The sequence below is a fragment of the Siccibacter colletis genome, from assembly GCF_025914095.1.
GTDB classification, from domain to species: domain Bacteria; phylum Pseudomonadota; class Gammaproteobacteria; order Enterobacterales; family Enterobacteriaceae; genus Siccibacter; species Siccibacter colletis.
Genome location: NZ_CP074352.1, coordinates 3676366 through 3699207 on the forward strand (window position 1 = coordinate 3676366; position 22842 = coordinate 3699207).

20 protein-coding genes are annotated in these 22842 nt (G+C 57.9%); 5 read left to right on the plus strand and 15 right to left on the minus strand.

Features of this window, described 5'->3' with window-relative positions; translation table 11 throughout:
• Window positions 1-3: 3 nt before the first annotated feature.
• Genes KFZ77_RS17605 through KFZ77_RS17615 form a run of 3 tightly spaced genes read right to left on the minus strand, consistent with a single transcriptional unit; the run spans window position 4 to window position 3728 of the window.
• Entirely contained in the window at window positions 4-2130 is a 2127-nt protein-coding gene (locus tag KFZ77_RS17605) for a polysaccharide biosynthesis tyrosine autokinase (protein ID WP_264384930.1), read from the minus strand.
• A gap of 18 nt (window positions 2131-2148) precedes the next feature.
• Window positions 2149-2586 carry an arsenate reductase/protein-tyrosine-phosphatase family protein gene (locus KFZ77_RS17610; RefSeq protein WP_031521429.1) on the minus strand — a complete coding sequence of 146 codons (438 nt, stop codon included), beginning with the start codon at window positions 2584-2586 and terminating at the stop codon, window positions 2149-2151.
• Entirely contained in the window at window positions 2586-3728 is a 1143-nt protein-coding gene (locus tag KFZ77_RS17615; protein ID WP_264384931.1) for a polysaccharide export protein, read from the minus strand. The genes KFZ77_RS17610 and KFZ77_RS17615 overlap by 1 nt, the downstream gene beginning before the upstream one ends.
• Window positions 3729-4115: 387 nt before the next feature.
• Between KFZ77_RS17615 and KFZ77_RS17620 the strand changes: the two genes are divergently transcribed.
• Window positions 4116-5009: a LysR substrate-binding domain-containing protein gene (locus tag KFZ77_RS17620; protein ID WP_264384932.1), complete on the plus strand. Its 894-nt coding sequence runs from the start codon at window positions 4116-4118 to the stop codon at window positions 5007-5009.
• Between the two features lie 22 nt (window positions 5010-5031).
• Here the strand turns inward: KFZ77_RS17620 and KFZ77_RS17625 are convergent, their stop codons facing one another.
• From KFZ77_RS17625 to soxR, 4 genes are all read right to left on the minus strand, one after another.
• A complete protein-coding gene (locus KFZ77_RS17625) occupies window positions 5032-6678 on the minus strand; it encodes a Na+/H+ antiporter (RefSeq protein ID WP_031521424.1) in 1647 nt (548 codons plus the stop codon).
• Between the two features lie 143 nt (window positions 6679-6821).
• A complete protein-coding gene (ghxP, locus tag KFZ77_RS17630) occupies window positions 6822-8171 on the minus strand; it encodes a guanine/hypoxanthine transporter GhxP (RefSeq protein WP_031521423.1) in 1350 nt (449 codons plus the stop codon).
• A gap of 331 nt (window positions 8172-8502) precedes the next feature.
• A complete protein-coding gene (locus KFZ77_RS17635; RefSeq protein WP_031521421.1) occupies window positions 8503-9171 on the minus strand; it encodes a glutathione S-transferase family protein in 669 nt (222 codons plus the stop codon).
• A gap of 103 nt (window positions 9172-9274) precedes the next feature.
• Entirely contained in the window at window positions 9275-9730 is a 456-nt protein-coding gene (gene soxR, locus KFZ77_RS17640; protein ID WP_031521419.1) for a redox-sensitive transcriptional activator SoxR, read from the minus strand.
• Window positions 9731-9814: 84 nt separating this feature from the next.
• Here soxR and soxS point away from each other — a divergent pair, with 84 nt between their 5' ends.
• A complete protein-coding gene (gene soxS / locus KFZ77_RS17645) occupies window positions 9815-10138 on the plus strand; it encodes a superoxide response transcriptional regulator SoxS (RefSeq protein WP_031521418.1) in 324 nt (107 codons plus the stop codon).
• An 8-nt stretch (window positions 10139-10146) separates the two neighbouring features.
• Here the strand turns inward: soxS and KFZ77_RS17650 are convergent, their stop codons facing one another.
• A complete protein-coding gene (locus KFZ77_RS17650; RefSeq protein WP_264384933.1) occupies window positions 10147-11736 on the minus strand; it encodes an EAL domain-containing protein in 1590 nt (529 codons plus the stop codon).
• Between the two features lie 478 nt (window positions 11737-12214).
• Here KFZ77_RS17650 and KFZ77_RS17655 point away from each other — a divergent pair, with 478 nt between their 5' ends.
• Window positions 12215-12490, plus strand: a complete 276-nt coding sequence (locus KFZ77_RS17655) for a YjcB family protein (RefSeq protein ID WP_264384934.1) — start codon at window positions 12215-12217, stop codon at window positions 12488-12490.
• A gap of 103 nt (window positions 12491-12593) precedes the next feature.
• Here KFZ77_RS17655 and ssb1 read toward each other — a convergent pair whose 3' ends face one another.
• Window positions 12594-13136: a single-stranded DNA-binding protein SSB1 gene (ssb1, locus tag KFZ77_RS17660; RefSeq protein ID WP_031521413.1), complete on the minus strand. Its 543-nt coding sequence runs from the start codon at window positions 13134-13136 to the stop codon at window positions 12594-12596.
• 310 nt (window positions 13137-13446) lie between these two features.
• Between ssb1 and uvrA the strand changes: the two genes are divergently transcribed.
• The gene (gene uvrA / locus KFZ77_RS17665; RefSeq protein WP_264384935.1) at window positions 13447-16275 is read left to right on the plus strand and encodes an excinuclease ABC subunit UvrA; all 2829 of its coding nucleotides are present in this window, start codon (window positions 13447-13449) and stop codon (window positions 16273-16275) included.
• A gap of 27 nt (window positions 16276-16302) precedes the next feature.
• On the opposite strand, the gene KFZ77_RS17670 is transcribed toward uvrA, so the two are convergent.
• The 5 genes from KFZ77_RS17670 to dnaB form a co-directional block, all read right to left on the minus strand.
• Window positions 16303-16656 carry an MmcQ/YjbR family DNA-binding protein gene (locus tag KFZ77_RS17670; protein ID WP_031521409.1) on the minus strand — a complete coding sequence of 118 codons (354 nt, stop codon included), beginning with the start codon at window positions 16654-16656 and terminating at the stop codon, window positions 16303-16305.
• Window positions 16653-17075 carry a secondary thiamine-phosphate synthase enzyme YjbQ gene (locus KFZ77_RS17675; protein ID WP_264384936.1) on the minus strand — a complete coding sequence of 141 codons (423 nt, stop codon included), beginning with the start codon at window positions 17073-17075 and terminating at the stop codon, window positions 16653-16655. The genes KFZ77_RS17670 and KFZ77_RS17675 overlap by 4 nt, the downstream gene beginning before the upstream one ends.
• 154 nt (window positions 17076-17229) lie before the next feature.
• Window positions 17230-18423 carry an aromatic amino acid transaminase gene (gene tyrB, locus KFZ77_RS17680; RefSeq protein ID WP_264384937.1) on the minus strand — a complete coding sequence of 398 codons (1194 nt, stop codon included), beginning with the start codon at window positions 18421-18423 and terminating at the stop codon, window positions 17230-17232.
• A gap of 147 nt (window positions 18424-18570) precedes the next feature.
• Window positions 18571-19650 carry an alanine racemase gene (gene alr, locus KFZ77_RS17685; protein WP_264384938.1) on the minus strand — a complete coding sequence of 360 codons (1080 nt, stop codon included), beginning with the start codon at window positions 19648-19650 and terminating at the stop codon, window positions 18571-18573.
• Window positions 19651-19820: 170 nt separating this feature from the next.
• Complete coding sequence (dnaB, locus tag KFZ77_RS17690) at window positions 19821-21227, minus strand: replicative DNA helicase (RefSeq protein ID WP_031521403.1); 1407 nt, start codon at window positions 21225-21227, stop codon at window positions 19821-19823.
• Window positions 21228-21366: 139 nt separating this feature from the next.
• On the opposite strand from dnaB, the gene KFZ77_RS17695 reads away from it, so the two are divergent.
• Window positions 21367-22350 (plus strand): quinone oxidoreductase, encoded by a 984-nt coding sequence (locus KFZ77_RS17695; protein WP_264384939.1) that lies wholly within the window; start codon window positions 21367-21369, stop codon window positions 22348-22350.
• A gap of 175 nt (window positions 22351-22525) precedes the next feature.
• On the opposite strand, the gene pspG is transcribed toward KFZ77_RS17695, so the two are convergent.
• Window positions 22526-22768 (minus strand): envelope stress response protein PspG, encoded by a 243-nt coding sequence (gene pspG / locus KFZ77_RS17700; RefSeq protein WP_264384940.1) that lies wholly within the window; start codon window positions 22766-22768, stop codon window positions 22526-22528.
• Between the last annotated feature and the right edge of the window lie 74 nt (window positions 22769-22842).

The window sequence follows — 22842 nt, forward strand, 5'->3', positions numbered from 1 at the left end:
TTTTTACTCCGCCTGCGTGCTACCGTACTGGAAGGTTTCGTAACGGTAGCCGTAGTGCGTATCCGGCTCGATACCGTTCAGCACCGCACCAAACAGCGGTACGCCATTACCTTCAAACCGCTTCACCGCCAGCGCAAACTCCTGCTGCGACTCCTTGTTGTAACCCGCCACCAGAAGAACGCGTCCGGCCTGTTTGCCGAGGATCACCGCATCGGTAATCGGCAGCACCGGCGGCGTATCGATAATCACGTAGTCAAACTGGCTACTGGCCCAGCGCAGACCGTCAGCCAGCGCGCTGTGCATCAATAGCTCAGAGGAGCGATTCACGTACTGCCCGCACGGCAGCACCTTCATGCCTTGCTCCGGCCCGTCGCGCAGCACATCCTGAAACGATGCGCGGCCATTCAACACCTCAGACAGCCCCGGTTTTTGCGGGCAGGACAGCAGATGATGCTGGGTGCCACAGCGCAGGTCGGCGTCGATCAGCAACACGCGCTTGTTCGCCTGAGCAAGTACAACGGCCAGATTGCTGGCGACAAAGGATTTACCCACGCCTGTGGTGGCGCTGGATACCGCAATAATCGCGTCCGTTTTTCGCGCCAGGCCAAGGGTAATGCTGGTGCGTAAATTACGGATGGCTTCGACGGAAACATCGGTTGAATTCTCTTTCGCCAGCAGCGTGCGCGAACGCACCTGTAACTTCCGGGAGATTTTTTGATTTTGCTGTTTCAGCCATTTGCTCACCGGCACCATCGCCAGCACCTCTACACCGCTCTCTTCGATATCGGCAGCAGAGCGTAACCCGTTGCGCATCGCCTTTTTAAACAGCACCCAGCCGCAGGATGCCATCAGCCCGAGCAGCATGCCCATGATGCACAGCAGCGATTTCTTCGGTGCCACAGGACGCGTTTCCGCCACCGCCGGGTCAACGATGCGCGCATTATTTACCGTGCTGGCCTTCATGATCTGCAGCTCCTGACGCCGGGTCAGCATCTGGGTGTAGATCTCCTGGTTGGTCTGCACGTCGCGGGTCAGCTTCAGGATCTCCTGCTGCTTGCGCGGCATGGTGGAGATGTTGCGGTTGAGCTGCGAGAGCTGCTTCTTCAGCACCGCCTCTTTTTCCGCCAGCGACCGCGACATCGGGTGGCCGGGCGTGTAGAGCTTGGACATCTCTGCGCGTCTGAACATCACCTCGTTGAGCTGGGTCTGCAGCGCAGAGGTGGTATCCAGCGCCGTTTTCGCCTCCAGCGACATATCCACCGATTTATTGCTCTGTTGAAAATCACGCAGGCTGGCAATCGCGTCGTTCAGGCGTTTTTCGATATCCGGCAGCAGATCGTCAACAAATTGTAGCCGTTTGGTCGTCTCTTCCGCCTTGCGCGCCAGCCCCTGCTCCAGGTAATAGCGCCCGATTGCATTGAGCGTGCGCGCGATCTGCACTTTATCTTTGCCGGTCAGCTGCACCGACAGCAGGCCGCTCTCTTTACCGACGTCGCTGATTTTGAGCTGCTTCAGCAGGCTCTCTACCACATCCAGCTCGTAGAGGTGAGTGATGGTGTATTCGCTGTCTGGCTCGGCATTGATATGCGTTACCAGCAGACTTAACTCTCCTTTACGCAGCGGCTGGTTGACCCGCCCGGTCAGGGTTTCGCCCTCTGGCAGCGTCAGCTGATAGCGCTCCGGCCCGATCACCTGCAGCGTCAATGGCACGTTGATATACTCCGTCGGCACCGCAAGCGCCCCCACCGTTAGCGCGGAGCGTGCGCCGTCGCGGCCTGAAAACAGCCGCGCCAGAAAACCGCTGGGTTTGACGTCTGTCAGCATGCCCAGCGACTCACTCACTTTTCCGAGCACCATACGCGACTGCAGCAGGCCGATCTCGGTTGCCGAGTGCTGGCTGTCGCCCACCATGTTGTCGGTGATACGGTCCAGCAGATTCTGGCTTGAGGTTTCATCCACCTGAATCAGCATATTCGCCCGGTACACCGGCGAGGCGCAGAATGCATACAGCGTAAACAGCAGAATGCTCGTCAGGGTGATCGCGGCGATCTGTATTTTGTGGCGCAGCAGTTCAGCGATAAGCTCAAGCAGATCGATATCGGGTTTATCGGTGCGGTTATCAGATTGCATAGTGGGTCTCACTCCCCGTCAGGGGCAAAAAATCTCTTTCCATGTGAAGGCGGCGTCCTCAATGCGCTGAAAAATGGTGATATTGAATTCCCGGCTTTTTTTGTAGGGATCGGCGATCTCGCGATCTCCCGCCAGCCATTGGCCAAAGAGCTTAATTTTTCCGCACAGCGTGGGATCGGCTCGCAGAAGGCGCTGGCGCATGCTGCTCTCCATCACCAGCAGTAAATCGTAGTGTGCGGCCTGCGCCAGAGAGAACAGCGTGGCCCGGTGGCCGCTGAGGTCCAGCCCCTGTTCCGCGGCAAGAGACTGCATAACGTCATCCGCTGGCGCACCGGTGACGGCTTCCAGCCCGGCGGAGGAGACGTTCAGCGCCGGCACAGCCTGCTTCAGCAGCAGCGCCGCCACGGGCGAGCGGCACAGGTTGCCGATGCAGATAACCTGAACGGAACGAATCATCACCATTGCCTGATATAACGCGTAGTTTCGGTCATGTCGTGTATGCCGCTGATGGTTGGAATGAGCTGGCTGATGACGCGGTTCCAGCGCGAGACCGGTGCGGTGGTCACATAAACGATGTCGTAGGGCTGAAGCTGAAAGGCGGTACCCAGCACCAGCGCACTGGCATCAGACACATCAAGCTGATAGAGCGTGGCGAGCTTGTCCCCAGGAGGGGTACTGCCCGCGGTGCTGCGGATCACGAAGACCCCGGTGGCGTCGGCGGCATTCTGGTTGATGCCTTCGGCCTGGGTCAGCGCCTCGGTGAGCGTCATGCCGCTGCTGTCCATTTTCAGCGTGGTTTGCTTATTCACCTCGCCCATAACAAACACTTTCTGATCGTCGTTGCGCGGCACATAGAGAATGTCGCCATCTTCCATCAGGCGGTTCTGGGTCAGGTCGCCGGCTTTCAGCAACGCCTGCAGCGATATCACTTCCTTTTTACCGTCGTGGGTATAGACCGCGTGGCGCCAGTCGGCGTTCTCCAGCAGACCACCGGCCTGATTGATGGCGTCAATGATAGTCAGCGGTACGTTGGTAACCGGCTGTGGGCCGGAGTTTTTCACTTCCCCGGTCACGTAGGCTTTTTTCGAGCGAAACGCAGCAACGCTGACGTCCACCTGCGGTTCTTCAATCCACGGTGCCAGCCGCTGGGTTAAGGCTTCGCGCACCTGCGCAATGGTTTTGCCCGCAACCTGCACTTTTCCGGCGTAGGGATAAAAAATGGCACCGTCCGGCTGCACCCAGTTGCCGGTGTCGCTCGCGCTGCGGTACTGCCCCGCCGGCGTGGTCAGTTCCGGGTGATCCCAGACGGTGACCATCAGTACGTCACCCGAGCCGATCTGGTATTCGTAATGAGAAACCTGTTCATTGAGCGCCGTATTCTGACGCGCAATGGGTAATGCGACTGCCAGCGTCGAAATCAGCTGCGGGGTAATGGGTGCCAGCGTGACGGCGCTACTGATATCGCTGCCCGCCTTATTTTTCTGCGCTTCGCTATTTTTATTATGCAGAGAAATATCGCTGCCCGGTATCAGGGTGCAGCCCTGAAGAAGGAACGCAGAAAGCATTATCGCCAGATAATGTTTGGAATTCATTGCCATGATATTTAAATGTCTCGCGCCAGGCGCGGTAGAGGTAGATGCCAGAAACAAAGGCGGTGAAATTAATTAATTCGCCACAGGAAAGCAATGTATAAAACGCGAACAGCAATAAATTAAGAATCGACAAAAACAATCTAATTCATCGCCGTAATATCCTGCGAAAATTCGCAAAATCATCCTTTTTCATTATTAACAATGTTATCAGCCAGTTATTCTGTAAGGCGCTATACAACACGGCTATTACCCGGTAACTACAGATTATTATTCTTAACTCTGATGAATTTTTAAGAATGAACTCAACTATTCATAAAAATTGATAGCGAGCGCAAAGTCATCCAAAGCAGTTATGAATTAAAATAATAGTTTCTCACCAGCCGGGTCGGGCATATGGATATCAAAACGCTGCGTTATTTCGTTGAGGTCGTCCGTCGCCAGAGCTATACCCAGGCGGCTAATGCGCTTTATGTGACGCAGCCGACCATCAGTAAAATGCTACGTAACCTGGAAGAGGAAGTTGGCTCGACGCTGCTTATTCGCGAGGGGCGCAAGCTGCTGCTCACCCATACCGGACAGGTGCTGTACGACCACGCGGAAACCATTTTAGCGGAGCTGCGCGAGCTGGAAACCGCCCTGGAAGATATTAATCAGATGAATGCCGGAACCCTGCAGCTCGGGGTTTCCAGCCTGCCGGGCGTGCAGATTTCCGGGCCGGTCAGTCTCTACCGCCAGCGTTATCCTGGCATCAGGGTTAACATTATCGAATATGACGATGCCGCGGCGCAGCAGGCGGTGCTGAACGGCACTCTGGATGCCGCCCTCACGTTTCAGCCGGTGGACGAGCAGCACGGCTTTGCCAGTCTGCCGCTGTTCAGCTACCCGCTGTGCGCGGTAGTGCCACGCTCCGGCCCCTGGCCTTCCGTGCATTCAGTTGATCTGCATACCCTCTCCCGTTACCCGCTGCTGCTCAGCAGCGATACGTTTGCTCCCAGCCAGCAGCTGCTGACGGCGTTTACCCGTCTGGGGCTGACACCGACGGTGGCGGTACGCAGCAGTCAGTGGGAGTTTCTGGCGCAGATGGTGCAGGCGGGGATGGGAATAGCGGTGATGCCGGAGCCGGTATGTCAGAAGCTGGATGCCTCAACGCTACTCTGGCTGCCGCTGGACAGCCCGCTACGCTGGCGGCTGTCGCTGTTCTGGCGCGACGGGGTATGGCTGTCGAACAGCACGCGGGCATGGATTGCCTGCTGCCGCGAATTCTGGCCTGCGGCAGAGGCGGAGTGACGCATCACCCCGCCCCGTCGCGTTACTTGTGCTCGATCAGCAGCGCTTCCAGCAGGTCGAGATCGTGCAGCATTTTTTGCAGCGTCTCGTTGCTGATTTGCTGGGTCGCACGCAGATGATACAGCTCGGCACGCTCGGAACGCAGCGCCGTCAGGCGGAAGCGGCGCTCCAGGCTCTCTTCCAGCTCTGAGTTTTCCACATCGTTGCGCCCGTCAGCGCGGCGACGCAGATTACCGATGACCCGCGAGCTCACCTCTTTGAGCAGCTGATTATCGATATTCTCATTCACGTCTGCGGCCAGCCGCTGCTCCATTTTTTCGATAGCGACAATCGCCACGTCGGCGGTCACGGATTTTGCCATCCGCTCCTCTTTACGCGCCTTGCCGTGGTCAGTGACCTCGACGTCCTTCAGCAGGAACGGCAGCATGATCACGCCAACAAACAGCGACAACAGGATGACGCCCGCGGCGAGGAACACCAGCTCATAGCGCGCCGGGAACGGCTCGCCGGATGGCAGCAGCAGCGGAATGGAGAGCACACCCGCGAGGGTAATCGCCCCGCGCACCCCGGCGAAGGAGGAGATCAGCAGCTCGCGCGTGGTCCATGCGCCAAACTCCATCGGTTTCTTTTTCAGGAAGCGCACGCTAAAGCGCTTCATCACCCACAGCCACAGGAAACGCACGCCGATCAGCGCGCCGTAGATCAGCAGCACGTCGGTGAACAGCATCCACATTTCCACGTTCGGATCGGCTTCAGCGGCGCTCAGCGACGTTTCCATAATGCCCGGCAGCTGCAGCCCCAGCATCAGGAACACCATGCCGTTAAACACGAACTCCAGCATCGCCCAGACGCTGTTGGCACGCAGGCGCATCGCCAGCGGCGCGCTGCGCATCACCCCGGAACGGGTGATAGTCATCCCGGCGGCAACCGCCGCCAGAATGCCGGACACGCCAATGTGTTCCGCAATCAGGTAGGAGGCGAACGGCAGCAGGAACAGCAGCACGATCTGGGTTGCGGGCTCGTCGCCGCCCCAGCGGCTCAGCAGACGCAGCGAACGTCCGTACAGCCAGCTGACGGCGATACCGGCCAGCAGACCGCCGATGGCGACTTTGGCAAACTCCAGCGTCGCGCCGCCAACGGTAAACACCATAGTGCCCATCGCCACGGCCACGGCAAACTTAAGCGCCACCAGGCCAGAGGCGTCGTTCATCAGCGCCTCGCCCTGCAAAATGCCCATGATTTTCTTCGGAATGCGCCCTTCGCCAACAATGCCGGACAGCGCCACGGCATCGGTCGGTGACAGCACGGCGGCCAGCGCAAACGCGGGGATCAGCGGAATGCCCGGCACCAGCCAGTAAATCAGGAAGCCAATCCCGACGACGGTAACCAGCACCAGCGCCAGCGCAAGGCCAATAATCTCCCGCCCGTGGTCGAGAAACTCACGCGTCGGCGTCTTCCAGCCGTCAGCGAACAGCAGTGGCGGAATAAACAGCACCAGAAACAGCTCAGGATTGAAGTCCACGTGCAGCCCGAAGGTGGGCCAGGCGAGAATGGCACCGATACCGATTTGCATCAGCGGCAGTGGGATCTGGAAGGGCAGCATACGCGTTGCGACCCCGGAGAGAGAGACCACGAGGGTCATGATCAAAATAGTAAAGAAGATTTCCATGCGTTCCCTGAATGTCTGTTTTCTTAAAACACTTAACCTGTCACACATAATGATAAGACATCAGGGTGAACATAAAGGAAACAGGATGTGCCTTAAAAACAAAAATGCGGGCCGTAGCCCGCACCTCAGGAAAATCAATGGGTTCAGATCGCCCAGCCGCCAGCGTAGAACGCCACCAGTGCGACCGCGATCAGCACGGTGCCGATATTCAGACGACGCCATTCGCCACTGAACACGCGGCCAATCACCAGCGACGCGAAGCCGATCATGATGCCGGTGACGATGTTGCAGGTCAGCACGATAAACACGGCGGTGATAAGCCCGGCCATCGCATCAACGAAGTCAGCAAAGTCGATTTTCGCCACGTTGCTCAGCATCAGCAGGCCAACGTACATCAGCGCTGGCGCGGTGGCATACGCCGGCACCAGGTAAGAGAGCGGCGACAGGAACAGGATCAACAGGAACAGCACGCCGACGGTGAGCGCCGTGAGGCCGGTTTTGCCGCCCGCAGCGGTACCCGCGGCGGATTCGATATACACCGCCGCCGGTGCAGCACCGACCAGGCCTGAAAATACGCTGCTCAGGGAGTCGGTGGTCAGGGCTTTGCCGCCGTCGATGATCTGTCCGTCTTTGTCCAGCAGGTTAGCCTGTCCCGCCACGGCGCGGATGGTGCCGGTGGCATCAAACACTGCCGTCATTACCAGCGCCAGCACGCTTGGGATCACGATCGGGTCGAGCGCGCCCATGATGTCGAGGCTGCCGATCAGCGAATTGCCGTTTTCATCGCTCAGGGACGGCATGGCGAACAGACCGGAGAAGTGTACGTTAGGGTCGAAAATCAGGCCGACCACGGAAATCCCGATAATGGTCAACAGAATGCCGCCCGGCACCTTAAGTTTTTCCAGACCGATAATCACCGCGAGACCAATCAGCGACATGATCACCGGGAAGCTGGCGAAGTGGCCGAGCGCCACCGGCAGACCGTCGAGCGGGTTTTTCACGACCAGGCCGACGCCGTTAGCCGCGATCAGCAGCAGGAACAGGCCGATGCCGATGCCGGTACCGTGCGCAACGCCCTGGGGGAGATTACGCAAAATCCAGCTACGGATGCCGGTTGCGGAGATGATGGTGAACAGCACGCCCATCAGGAATACCGCACCGAGCGCCACCGGAACGCTGATTTGTTGACCCAGTACCAGGCTGAAGGCGGTGAATGCCGTCAGGGAGATCGCGCAACCGATGGCCAGCGGCAGGTTCGCCCACAGCCCCATCAGAATTGACCCTACGCCCGCCACGAGGCAGGTGGCGACGAACACCGCCGCAGGTGGGAAACCGGCTTTACCCAGCATGCCCGGTACCACGATCACCGAGTAAACCATCGCGAGGAAGGTCGTCAGACCGGCAACGATTTCCTGGCGCACGGTGCTGCCGCGGGCAGAAATTTTGAACCAGGCGTCGAGTGAACCGCCGGTACGCGCAGAAGGCGTAGACATAGTGAAACATCCCCTGAAATTATTATCGTTCGCTCCGGTATGCGGTGGACAACCCGCTGCTTATCAAACGTTTCAGTCCTGCGCTGCGTTGCGACCAAAGGGGGATCGCAAAAAAGCAAACGTTTAACTCCGCATACAGAAGACGGCTAAAAATCGACAGCGCCCGCGGATAAACGGCGGGCGCTGACTGAAGCAAACGATTATCCAGTGTTCTTACTGCGCTTTTCAAACATAATTTGCGACGTTTCGCCAAAATAACGTCCGGATGGCGAATCCCTCGCCAGCGTGTGCGCAAACGTTATCGTTGCTGCGCAACCTGTTAACACTTTTCTTACGCGCCGGGGATCTCGAATGGGCCGCCCTGCTCAATGGCGCGCTGAAACGCCGGACGGCCCTGGATACGTTGATACCAGGCCTGGGTGTGTTCCAGATCGCGCATCCCGCCGCGCGCCAGCAGCGCCATGACCGGGAAGCTCATCTGGATATCGGCGATACTGAAGGTGTCGCCGGCAAACCACGCCGACTGCGCCAGGTGGTTTTCAATGTAGTCCGCGTGGGTCACCAGCTGCTTATTGAGCCAGGCTTTCTGCACGCCCTGCCCCAGCGCCTTTCCCACCGGACGCAGCACCCAGGGCACCGGCTTTTTACCAAGGCTACTGAACACCAGTTTCATCATCAGCAGCGGCATCAGCGAGCCTTCGGCATAGTGCAGCCAGAAGCGGCACGCCAGCTTCTCACCCGGCGATTCCGGACGCAGCAGGCTTGCCGGGTCGTAGGTTTCCTGCAGATACTCCAGAATGGCCCCTGATTCCGCGAGGATCAGGCCGTTATCCTCCACCACCGGTGATTTGCCCAGCGGGTGCACTTTCTTCAGCGCGGGCGGGGCCATCATCGTCGGCTCACGCTGATAGCGCACAATCTGGTACGGCAGGTTCAGCTCCTCCAGCGCCCAAATCACACGCTGCGAGCGGGAATTATTAAGGTGGTGAACGATCAGCATGGCGAACCTCCTGGATATTCAATTAATTAACTATAGGAAAGGGTCCGGCCAGACGGCGGAAAATTATCGTTCAGCAATCCCGGCAACCGCCGGGCAGGAAAAATCACTCCTCAAGAAGACGCGCTCCGGTACCCTGGCTGCCCAGGCGATCCTCCGGGTTACGCAGCGGGCAGTCGCGATGCGACAGGCAACCGCAGCCAATGCAGCCATCAAGATCGTCACGCAGCGCTGTCAGGGTGTGAATGCGGCGATCCAGTTCCTCGCGCCACTGGGAGGAGAGCTGCTTCCAGGCTTTGGCGTTGATGCTCTGTCCTTCAGGCAGCACGCCGAGCGCATCCTTAATGGTGCCGAGCGGAATGCCAATGCGCTGCGCTATTTTGATAATCGCGACATAACGCAGCACATCACGCCGGTAACGCCGCTGATTTCCGCCGTTGCGCGTACTCTGAATTAAGCCTTTGCTCTCATAGAAATGCAGCGCCGAAACCGCCACGCCGCTGCGCTTTGCCACTTCACCCGGTGTGAGCAGCGTTTTTACCCGTTGAGTTTTCTTTTCCATGGGGCTTTACCTCAAGTTAACTTGAGGAATTATACTCCTGGCCACACTGAACGGCTAATCGATAACTCAGCACGAGGAAGAGCTATGTCACATCAGGAGATCATCAACACCCTGACGGCGTGGATCGATGAACACATCGATCAACCCATGAATATCGACGTGGTGGCAAAGAAGTCAGGCTATTCAAAATGGTATCTGCAGCGGATGTTCCGTACCGTGAAGCGCCAGACGCTGGGGGAATACATTCGTCAGCGCCGTCTGCTGATGGCGGCGGAAGCGCTGCGCACCACAGAACGGCCCATTTTCGATATTGCGATGGATTACGGTTATGTGTCGCAGCAGACTTTTTCGCGCGTTTTTCGCCGCGAGTTTGACCGCACGCCGACCGACTATCGCCAGAGTGCGTAAGTGACAGGTTACGCGCCTTGCCGGGCAGGCTCCGCCGCCTCAGGTTTATCCATCCAGGCGATAAATCCCTGAGGCGGCAGCGCCTTCGCAAAATACCAGCCCTGGCAATACTGGACGCCACGTTTCAGCAGCCAGCTCACCTGCTCGGCGGTTTCCACCCCTTCGGCAATAATCTTCAGGCGCAGGCTGTGGGCCATATCAATAATATGTTCAGCGACAAGGTGGCTGGTACTGTTGGTGGCGAGCGTGTCGATAAAGGATTTATCGATCTTCAGAATATCGACGTTGAGCGAATAGAGGTTGTGCAGGTTGGAATAGCCGGTGCCGAAATCGTCAATCGCAATTTCATACCCGGCCTGACGAAACGCCTGAATAACCGGCGTGGTTTTAGGGACATCAATAAAGCCCCGCTCGGTAACTTCAATTTTAATCTGCTGCGGGCGCACCTGATGCTGTTTCGCTTTTTCAGCGATCATTGCAATAAGCCGCGGCGAATGAAAATCCGATGCCGACAGGTTGAGCGAAATATAAATATCAGGGTGACGGGCCAGATAATCACCCAGATCGATGAACAGCTGATCGACAACGTAGTCGGTGACCTGGGCAATCATGCCTTCACTTTCCGCCAGCGGAATAAATTCCGCCGGGCTCATTACCGTGCCGTTAAAACCCGGCCAGCGAAGTAGTGCTTCCGCCCCGACACAGCGCCCCTGTCGAATATCAATAATCGGCTGATAATAAAGACGCAGCTGTTGACGGCGCAGCGCACGCTGCAGGCGGCGGCGCGGGGACTTTAGCTGCTGACGAGTGCGCGACCATACCAGCGAGACAATAAGACTACAAATCAGCCCCAGCGGTAGCGTCAGGGTTAACTGATGCCAGAACTGTTCATGAAACCGCGTCATGGTCGTGGAGACAATAATGGCAACCGGACGCGTCGCGGAGCGGGCAATAGTATAAAAGCGCCCGTCGAGCTGGAACGTCTGCTGGTTACGCTGAATCAGCGGACTTAACGTCTGCATATCGGCGTGCGCACTCAGGGAAAAGAATTCGTCGTTAACCGTGTCATAGGTGCCATATACCAGCGAGGTATCGTCAGACATCACATCGCCAAACGCGCGCGGATTAATCACCACAGCATAATTCCCGCGCTGCATATATAACATTTTATAGCCGGCATAAAACGGGGTATCACGATAATAATAAATAGCCGTGTCAGACGTATCGTTGAAATTTGCCCGTCGCAGGGTTAAGGGCGTTGAAAGCGTTAATTGAGTCGAACACAGGAAATTATTTCCGCGGGCATAAACAAGATCTTCAACAAATAAATGCCCGCGCACAATATCGAGCATAAATTTTCGATGATCGTCACTGCATGATGCCCCGCGGAATGACTCTGCCATCGCGCGAGCGCGCATCGCATCATCCACGACAATACTGGTGCGGTTGAGTATTAAGTGTGCGAAGGAGCGCAGGTGATCCCGGGTATCGCTGACCGCACGCAGCTGGGCAAACCAGACGGCAAAAATCACAGGCAATAACACCACCATGATAATACCGGTAATACGCAACGCGTTACGCCCTGCCCTGTGATGCATGATGGTTTGATATCCCTGCAAAACGTGTCACTTTTGACCGCGTTGAGACATTCACAAAATCGCATTACGGTGCATGAAGAGCGGCATTTTAGCAACTGACTTTTGTATTTCAGGCGGCCTGCTGAGGGCTGCTGATAATATAAGCAAATTGCCTAAAGCTAAATTCAGATGCTGCCATTACGGGGTGACGTTTTTTATTTTCTGCGGGTTGTGCTTTTTTTATTCTCAACGTTAAACACGAAAAAACCAGACGCTGCTGTTAAAAGTGCATCTGGGGTCAGCCGCCAGGTGCGGGCCAACGTGAGATTTGTAAAACCGGGGCGTAAAGCGGCGCGGCATCTGGCGAATTAATAACCAAACGTGATATAGTTCACACAACTCTTGTAACAGAGTGCAATTTCCTGTTTATGATATTTTCTCCGCGGCGTACATCTGCCTGATGTGCTGGCGGAGGTGGTTTTCTGTTGAGGATGTTTTGATGGCTACCATCACTACCGGCGTATTACTGATGCGCTGGCCGTTACTGAGTGCGCTGCTGATGTTTATGGCCAGCACGCTGCATATTCAGCTGCGTAAGACTGACTATCGCGGTCTTGCAATCGTCTGCACCGGCCTCGGTATCGCGGCTGCCTGCTGGTTCGCCACGGGTCTGCTGGGCATCACCCTGCTCGATATCGCCCGCGTCTGGGCCAATATTAAGACCATTATGGTGGATATGGCGTATCAGGCACCGCCGCAGTTTCCGGTGATGTAACCTCCGGTTTGCCTGCGTTTCAGCGTAGCGGAAATGAAATGACATAAAAAAAGCCTCTGTAAACAGAGGCTTTTTTGTTTCCGAATGCAAACAGTGCTGCAAATCAGAACGGGATGTCGTCATCGAAATCCATCGGCGGTTCGTTAGACTGCGCTGGGGCATTGTTCTGCTGCTGCGGGCGAGACTGCGCGCCGCCGCTGAACTGGTTGCCGCCCTGCGGCTGCTGAGGCTGACCCCAACCGCCCTGCTGCTGCTGACCGCCGCCCATGCCGCCGCCAGCCGGTGCACCGCCGCCCTGACGGCCACCCAGCATCTGCATGGTGCCGCCAACGTTAACCACGACTTCCGTGGTGTACTTCTCAACACCGGCCTGGTCGGTCCATTTGCGGGTCTGCAGGGAACCTTCGATATAAACCTGAGAACCTTTGCGCAGGTATTCACCGGCCACTTCAGCCAGCTTGCCGAACAGCACAACGCGGTGCCATTCAGTTTTCTCTTTGGTTTCGCCGGTTTGTTTGTCGCGCCATGACTCTGACGTGGCCAGGGTAATGTTGGCAACTGCGCCACCATTCGGCATATAGCGCACTTCCGGGTCCTGACCCAGATTCCCGACGAGAATCACCTTGTTTACGCCTCTGCTGGCCATGTTCATGTCTCCTGAAAAACGATTCTTTAAGAGTGTAAACCGTGAAGTCTACCATTGAAACCGCGCAGTGTAATCGCTGGGAGGCTCATTCCACAATGTCTTTCCCGATAAACATTTTTGCAGCCTCATCCGGAAAGCGCCTCCCAATACTGTATATCCATTCAGGTTAATTTGTGTCATAATTAGCCGTTTCAGATCGCCGGTTGTCCTTCTGTCTCCGGCCGCGATGACATGACCGTCGCTATGTCGCTGTTATGTCACTCAAGGTGGAGAAAATACCAGGCTTACGCGTTTATTCCGGGAAAGGTGAATGGATAAGATCGAAGTTCGGGGCGCCCGCACCCATAATCTCAAAAACATCAATCTCGTTATCCCTCGCGACAAACTGATTGTCGTTACCGGGCTTTCGGGTTCAGGCAAATCCTCTCTGGCTTTTGACACCCTTTATGCGGAAGGGCAGCGTCGCTACGTCGAGTCGCTCTCGGCCTATGCGCGTCAGTTCCTGTCCCTGATGGAAAAGCCGGATGTCGATCATATCGAAGGGCTGTCGCCCGCGATCTCTATCGAGCAGAAATCCACCTCGCACAACCCGCGCTCGACCGTGGGGACCATCACCGAAATTCACGACTATCTGCGTCTGCTTTATGCCCGCGTCGGCGAGCCGCGCTGTCCGGATCATGACGTGCCGCTGGCGGCGCAGACCGTCAGCCAGATGGTCGATAACGTGCTGGCGCAGCCGGAAGGTAAACGCCTGATGCTGCTGGCGCCCATCATCAAAGAGCGCAAAGGTGAGCACACCAAAACGCTGGAGAACCTCGCAAGCCAGGGTTATATCCGCGCGCGTATCGACGGTGAAGTGTGCGATCTCTCCGATCCGCCGAAGCTTGAGCTGCAGAAGAAACACACCATTGAAGTGGTCATCGATCGTTTTAAGGTACGTGAAGATCTGACCCAGCGCCTGGCCGAGTCGTTTGAAACCGCGCTGGATCTCTCCGGCGGCACCGCGATAGTTGCCGACATGGACGACACCAGCGTGCCTGAACTGCTGTTCTCAGCGAACTTCGCCTGCCCGATCTGCGGCTACAGCATGCGCGAGCTGGAACCGCGTCTGTTCTCGTTCAACAACCCGGCCGGTGCCTGCCCGACCTGTGACGGCCTGGGCGTGCAGCAGTATTTCGACCCGGACCGCGTGATCCAGAACGGTGAGCTGTCGCTGGCCGGCGGTGCGATCCGCGGCTGGGATCGCCGTAACTTCTACTATTTCCAGATGCTGCGCTCGATGGCGGAGCACTATAAGTTTGATGTCGATGCCCCGTGGGACAGCCTGAGCGTCAGTGTGCAGAAGGTGGTGCTGTTTGGCTCCGGCAAAGAGACGATTGAATTCAAGTACATCAACGATCGCGGCGACACGTCCGTACGCCGCCATCCGTTCGAAGGCGTGCTGCACAATATGGAGCGCCGCTACAAAGAGACCGAATCCTCTGCGGTGCGTGAAGACCTGGCGAAATTTATCAGCAACCGCCCGTGCGCAACCTGCGAGGGCACGCGTCTGAACCGCGAAGCGCGCCACGTGTTTGTTGAAAACACCGCGTTGCCGACCATCTCTGATATGAGCATCGGTCACGCGATGGAGTTTTTCAACAACATGAAGCTCTCCGGCCAGCGCGCGAAAATCGCTGAGAAAGTGCTGAAAGAGATTGGCGATCGCCTGAAGTTCCTGGTGAACGTCGGCCTGAACTACCTGACGCTCTCCCGCTCGGCAGAAACCCTTTCCGGCGGCGAGGCGCAGCGTATTCGTCTGGCCAGCCAGATCGGTGCCGGTCTCGTGGGTGTGATGTACGTGCTGGATGAGCCGTCTATCGGTCTGCACCAGCGCGACAACGAACGCCTGCTCGGCACGCTTATCCATCTGCGCAACCTCGGCAACACCGTGATCGTGGTGGAGCATGACGAAGACGCGATTCGCACAGCGGATCACGTGATTGATATCGGGCCAGGCGCTGGGGTGCACGGCGGCCAGGTGGTCGCGGAAGGCACGCTGAAAGACATTATGGCGGTGCCGGAATCCCTGACCGGGCAGTTTATGAGCGGCAAGCGCCAGATTACGGTGCCGAAAAACCGCGTCCCGGCCGATCCGGAGAAGGTGCTCAAGCTCAGCGGTGCGCGCGGTAACAACCTGAAAGACGTCACCCTGACGCTGCCGGTTGGCCTGTTTACCTGCGTGACCGGTGTCTCCGGCTCGGGTAAATCGACGCTGATTAACGATACGCTGTTCCCGCTGGCCCAGCGCCAGCTCAACGGCGGCACGCTGGCCGAGCCGGCACCCTATCGCGAGATTCAGGGGCTGGAGCATTTCGATAAGGTTATCGACATCGACCAGAGTCCGATCGGCCGCACGCCGCGCTCTAACCCGGCGACCTATACTGGCGTGTTTACGCCGGTGCGCGAGCTGTTTGCCGGGGTGCCGGAAGCGCGTTCACGCGGCTATACGCCGGGCCGCTTCAGCTTTAACGTGCGCGGCGGGCGCTGCGAAGCCTGTCAGGGCGACGGGGTGATCAAGGTTGAGATGCACTTCCTGCCGGACATCTACGTGCCGTGCGACCAGTGCAAGGGCAAGCGCTACAACCGCGAAACCCTGGAGATCAAATATAAGGGCAAGACCATCCACGAAGTGCTGGATATGACCATTGAAGAAGCACGCGAGTTCTTTGATGCCGTACCGGCGCTGGCGCGTAAGCTGCAAACGCTGATGGATGTGGGCCTGACCTATATTCGTCTCGGTCAGTCGGCCACCACGCTTTCCGGCGGTGAAGCCCAGCGCGTGAAGCTGGCGCGCGAGCTGTCGAAGCGCGGCACCGGGCAGACGCTCTATATTCTCGATGAGCCGACCACCGGTCTGCACTTCGCGGATATCCAGCAGCTGCTGGAAGTGCTGCACCAGCTGCGCGATCAGGGCAACACCATCGTGGTGATTGAACACAATCTGGACGTGATTAAAACCGCGGACTGGATTGTCGATCTCGGCCCGGAAGGCGGGAGCGGCGGCGGGGAGATCCTCGTTTCCGGCACGCCAGAAACCGTGGCAGAATGCGAAGCGTCGCACACGGCGCGCTTCCTGAAACCGCTGCTGAAAGCCTGATAAAACGCCCCGGTCGGGGCGTTTTTTTTAACTGCCTAACTGCTGGCGGGCGCTGTCCGGTAGCGTATCGATCACCTGCTGGTACGAGGCATCCACCAGGAAATAAATCTGGGAATCCGGCAGCTCGCCGTCCAGATGCACCGTGCTCCAGTGCGCTTTATTCAGCTGCGCGCTGGGGAAAACATCCTCATGCTCGTCGCGCAGCAGTTCCGCCAGCGCCGGGCTGGTTTTCAGCGATACCACCGGGCGACCATCCGCCTCGTGCACCATCGCGAACAGCACATCCGCCACTTTTATCTGCGTCGCATCAAGGCCGCTATGTATATCCTGGCTGGCGCCCGCTTTATTCATGCAGTATTGCAGGATCTCCGAATGGGTCATTTTTCATCTCCTTGTAGCGTGGCGATAATTTTTCGCGCACCGCCGTGAATACGGTGTTCCCCCAGCCAGATGCCCTGCCAGGTGCCGAGCTGCAGCCGCCCGTGACTCACCGGCAGCATCAGCGATACCCCCAGCAACGACGATTTGATGTGCGCGGGCATATCGTCCGGGCCTTCATAATCGTGCTCGTACGGGGCATCCTCCGGCACCGCTTTCAGGAAATGGCGTTCCATATCCTGGCGTACCGTCGGGTCGCAGTTTTCATTGAGCGTAAGGGAAGCGGAAGTATGCTGGAGCAGCAGGTGAAGCAGGCCCGTTTTAACGCGTGAAAGCTCCGGTAGCTGGCCGAGGATCTCATCGGTGATCAGATGAAAACCGCGTGACCTGGCTTTCAGCGTCATGGTCTGTTGAACCCACATAATTCGCTCCTGTGAAAGAATGTCCCGTTAAGTGTGTAAGCTGCGCGCCAAAAGGCAAAATCTTCGCGGTAATTTAATGTAAATAGCGGCAACAGCAATAAAAAAGCGAGGCCGGTTTCCCGCCTCGCTTCTGCTGTCAAAAGTAAGCAAGTACTTACATCACCGCAGCAAAGGCCTGCGCGACGCGATGCACATTGTGACTGTTGAGGCCGGCGACGCACATGCGTCCGCTGGCGATCAGGTAAACCCCAAACTCCTCGCGCAGCCGCTCGACCTGAGCAGCACTCAGGCCGGTGTAGCTGAACATGCCGCGCTGGCGCAGCAGATAGCCAAAATCGCGGCCCGGCATGGCGGTTTCCAGCACCTCAACCAGCTCTTCACGCATCGCCAGGATACGCAGGCGCATGACCTCCACTTCCGCCAGCCAGCTGGCTTTCAGCGTGGCATCGTTCAGCACGGTAGCCACCACCTGCGCACCAAAGTTCGGCGGGCTGGAGTAGATGCGGCGCACCGTCGCTTTCAGCTGGCCCAGCACGCGGCTGGCGGCATCCGCATCATCGCACACCACGGACAGACCGCCGACGCGCTCACCGTAGAGCGAGAAGATTTTTGAGAACGAGTTGCTGACCAGCGCAGGCAATCCGGCGCGGGCGATGGCGCGAATAGCGTAAGCGTCCTCTTCCATGCCTGCGCCAAAGCCCTGGTAGGCGATATCAAGGAACGGGATCAGCTCGCGGGCTTTCAGCACTTCAGTGACGCGGTCCCACTCATCATTGGTCAGATCGGCACCGGTCGGGTTATGGCAGCACGGATGCAGCAGCACGATGCTCTGCGCCGGCAGGGTATTCAGCGTTTCCAGCAGCGCGTCAACGCGCACGCCGCCGGTGGCATCGTCGAACCACGGGTAGGTGTGTACTTCAAAGCCCGCGCCAGCAAAGATAGCAACATGGTTTTCCCACGTCGGATCGCTGACCCAGACCTGCGAACCGGGGAAGTAGCGTTTCAGGAAATCGGCACCCACCTTCAGCGCGCCAGAGCCGCCGAGCGTCTGAATAGTGGCGATACGTCCGTCGCGCAGCGCCGGGTGATCGTCGCCGAACAACAGCGGCGCGATGGCATTACGGTAGGAGATCAGGCCTTCCATCGGCAGATAGAGCGACGCACCGTGCGGCTGAGCGTTGAGACGCGCTTCGGCCTGCGCTACGGCATCCAGCTGCGGAATGATGCCCGCTTCGTTGTAGTAGAGGCCGATGCTGAGGTTGACTTTGTCCGGGCTGGGGTCTTCTTTGAAACGCTCCATCAGGGAAAGAATCGGGTCGCCGGCGTAGGCGTCAACATTCTGGAACACGCGTGGTTCTCCTGCTTTACGGTGGGGTAAGCGGACACAATAAACCGGAAAGAGGATGAGATCGAGAGGTTACTGAGGCGTTATGCGTATAGCCGGAACCGGCGTTTGCAGCGGGCCTCAGGGCGAGACCCGCCAGGCGCAGCAGGATTACTCCACGTACTTCATCGCCACCCGCGAGGTCAGACGCGTAATAAGTTCGTAAGCGCTCACTTTTGTTATTTCCGCGATGCGCTCAACCGGCAGCGCGTCGCCCCAGAGCAGCACCTCATCCCCGGCACGCTCCTGCGCCTCAGGGCCAAGATCGACACAAATCATGTCCATCGCCACGCGTCCCACAATCGGCACTTCCCGACCGTTAACGATGACCGGCGTGCCCGAGGGCGCACAGCGCGGATAACCGTCGCCGTACCCCATTGCCACCACGCCGAGCCGGGTATCGCGGGCGCTGACCCAGGTTCCGCCATAGCCTACCGGCTCGCCCGCTTTATGGGAGCGCACGGCAATCAGGCTGGAGGTGAGCGACATCGCCGGCATAAACCCGGCATCGGCGGCGCGCGCCCCGCCTTCCAGCGGCGAGACGCCATAGAGGATGATCCCCGGACGTACCCAGTCAAAATGCGACTGCGGCCACAGCAGAATGCCGGCAGACGCCGCTATCGAGCGCAGCCCCGGCTTCCCTTCGCTAAAGGTGGCAAAGATATCCAGCTGGCGCTCGGTAGCGCCGCACGCTGGTTCATCGGCGCGGGCGAAGTGGCTGACAACGTTTACCGGCTGGCATACGTTCGGGCAGCGGACCAGACGCTGATAAAACGCCTCTGCTTCTTCCGGCTGCACGCCCAGGCGATGCATCCCGGTATCCAGCTTCATCCACACCGTGACCGGCTTATCAAGGTTCGCCTGTTCCAGCGCGACCAGCTGCTCATCGCTGTGCACCGCCGTGTGCAGCCCCAGCGCGGAAATCATCGGCAGATCGTCGGCGTTAAAGAAGCCTTCCAGCAGCAGAATGGGTTGTGTGATACCGCCTTCGCGCAGGCGCAGCGCCTCTTCAAGACGGGCCACGCCGAACGCATCGGCATCGGGAAGTGAACGGGCGGTCTCCAGCAGACCGTGCCCATAGGCGTTTGCTTTCACCACCGCCACCAGCCGACTGGCAGGTGCCAGTTCGCGCAGGCGTTGCAGGTTGTGTCGCAGAGCGCGGCGATTTACGACTACGGTTGCCGCTTGCATTGTCTTTCCTTGCTGTTGTTGAGTCTCTGGTTTTCTTTGGTCGGTAATTTGGCGTTATTGGCGCAGCGAGTTTGGGTGCGGCCAGCGCACAGCCACCGGAGCGTACTGAAGTACGTGAGGATGGCGAGCACTGCCCAAGCCCAAAATCGCAAGTAAAATAGCCAAATTAATTATTCGTCGTCGTACTGCGGGCCAGCATAGTTATCAAACCGCGACCACTGCCCGTTAAACGTCAGGCGCACCGTACCGATTGGACCGTTACGCTGCTTGCCGAGGATGATCTCAGCAATGCCTTTCATGTCGCTGTTCTCGTGGTACACCTCATCACGGTAGATAAACATGATCAGGTCGGCATCCTGCTCGATGGAGCCGGATTCACGCAGGTCCGAGTTCACCGGGCGTTTGTCGGCGCGCTGCTCCAGTGAGCGGTTAAGCTGCGAGAGCGCCACCACCGGCACCTGCAGCTCTTTCGCCAGCGCTTTAAGCGAGCGCGAGATCTCAGCGATCTCCAGCGTACGGTTATCGGAAAGCGACGGCACGCGCATCAGCTGCAGGTAGTCGACCATGATCAGGCTCAGGCCGCCGTGCTCGCGGAAGATGCGGCGCGCGCGGGAGCGAACTTCGGTTGGGGTCAGGCCGGAGGAGTCGTCAATGTACATATTGCGCTTCTCCAGCAGAATACCCATGGTGCCGGAGATACGCGCCCAGTCCTCATCGTCAAGCTGGCCGGTACGGATGCGGGTCTGGTCGACGCGGGAAAGCGAGGCGAGCATACGCATCATGATCTGCTCTGCGGGCATCTCCAGACTGAAAATCAGCACCGGTTTGTCCTGCAACATCGCCGCGTTTTCGCACAGGTTCATGGCGAAGGTGGTTTTACCCATCGACGGACGCGCCGCCACGATAATCAGATCCGAGCGCTGCAGGCCGGCGGTCTTTTTGTTGAGATCCTGATAGCCGGTATCCACGCCGGTCACGCCGTCATGGGGCTGCTGGAACAGGGTCTCGATACGCGCAACCGTGGCTTCCAGAATCTGATCGACGCTTTTCGGGCCTTCGTCTTTATTGGCGCGGTTTTCCGCAATCTGGAATACGCGCGATTCCGCCAGGTCGAGCAGCTCATCGCTGTTACGCCCCTGCGGGTCAAACCCGGCATCGGCAATTTCGTTGGCGACGCTGATCATATCGCGCACCACCGCACGTTCGCGCACGATGTCGGCATAGGCGCTGATGTTCGCTGCACTGGGCGTGTTGCGCGACAGGTCGGCCAGATAGGCAAAGCCGCCCACGCCCTCAAGCTGGCCCTGCTGCTCCAGCGATTCCGAAAGCGTAATCAGGTCGATGGGTTTACCCATCTCCTGCAGGCGCTGCATTTCGGTAAAAATATGACGATGGGGACGGGTATAAAAATCGTTGGGTACTACGCGCTCAGCAACGTCGTCCCAGCGCTCGTTGTCCAGCATCAACCCACCCAACACCGACTGCTCCGCCTCGATGGAGTGTGGCGGCACTTTCAGCCCGGCGACCTGTGGATCGCGCGTTTCAGAAGGTTTGTTGAAGGGTTTATTTCCTGCCATAGTGAATGGAGTTACCGAGTTAGATTAGGGAGACGGGGCATTATATACCCTTGTTGAATCAGGTTACATGCGGCATTGGCCGTGATGCGACCGGGTGACGGGTATCGCCGCCGCACAACGATATGACACCGGAGGAGACATGGCAACACGTATCGAATTTCACAAGCATGGTGGGCCTGAGGTACTTAACGCCGTGGAGTTTACCCCAGCCGACCCCGCTGCCCATGAGATTCAGGTAGAGAATAAAGCGATCGGTATTAACTATATCGATACCTATATCCGCAGCGGGCTTTATCCTCCTCCGGCCCTGCCGGCGGGTCTTGGCACAGAAGCCGCTGGTGTTGTCAGCAAGGTCGGTCGCGACGTAAAGCACCTTAAAGCGGGCGACCGCGTGGTGTACGCGCAGTCCGCGCTGGGCGCGTACAGTTCGGTGCATAACGTGCCGGCTGACAAAGCCGCGCTGCTGCCGGACGCGATCTCCTTCGAACAGGCGGCGGCCTCGTTCCTGAAAGGGCTGACGGTGTTTTATCTGCTGCGTAAAACCTACGAGATCCAGCCGGACGAGCCGTTTCTGTTCCATGCCGCCGCCGGGGGCGTGGGACTTATCGCCTGCCAGTGGGCAAAAGCGCTGGGCGCGAAGCTTATTGGCACCGTCGGCTCTGCCGAGAAGGCGCAGCGGGCGAAGCAGGCCGGTGCCTGGGAGATCATCAACTATCGGGAAGAGAACGTCGGTGAACGGGTACGCGAGCTGACCGGCGGTAAAAAGCTGCGCGTGGTGTATGACTCGGTAGGGAAAGATACCTGGGAGTCGTCCCTGGACTGCCTGCAGCGCCGCGGGCTGATGGTGAGCTTCGGCAACTCTTCCGGCGCGGTCACCGGCGTGAATCTCGGCATTCTCAATCAGAAAGGCTCGCTCTACGTCACCCGCCCTTCGCTTCAGGGCTACATTACCAACCGCGAGGAGCTGGACGAAGCCAGCGCCGAACTGTTTTCGCTGATTGCCAGTGGGGTTATCAAGGTTGAGGTGCCGGAGAGTCAGCGCTTTGCGCTCGCGGATGCGCAGCGCGCGCACGAAACGCTGGAGAGTCGTGCCACTCAGGGATCGAGCCTGCTGATCCCATAAATAATCAGGGCTTCCCGAAGGAAGCCCTTTTTCTTTTTGTTCGTCTGTATGTAGGGTACAGAACGATGAATTTGCGTTACAGCCGGTGCATAGTGACAGATCGCCGCCGTAAATCCTATTCTGCACCCGCCAAACTGCACACCAGGTTACAAAGATGTGATCAAGCGCTCAGGAATCAGTAACGCCAGCGACGCTTTTTGTAATAACGCGTTGAATCGGGTCTTTTTATCGCCCGCACGATCCACACCACGACCACCGCCAGCAGCAGCCACGGCAGCATCTGAATAAACAGCGCGAACAGCCCGCCCAGCATCATCACCACGCTTGCCAGAATCAACGCCGCCAGAATACCGAACAGCGAAACGCCGGTACCCAGCAGCACCAGAAAAAACGCCACCACAAACAGTAGCTCCAACATGGTTCTTGTCCTCCTGAAAATGATACCGGGTTATTACAAGATTCGTGCCAGAAATAACGTGTTGATTAACAAAC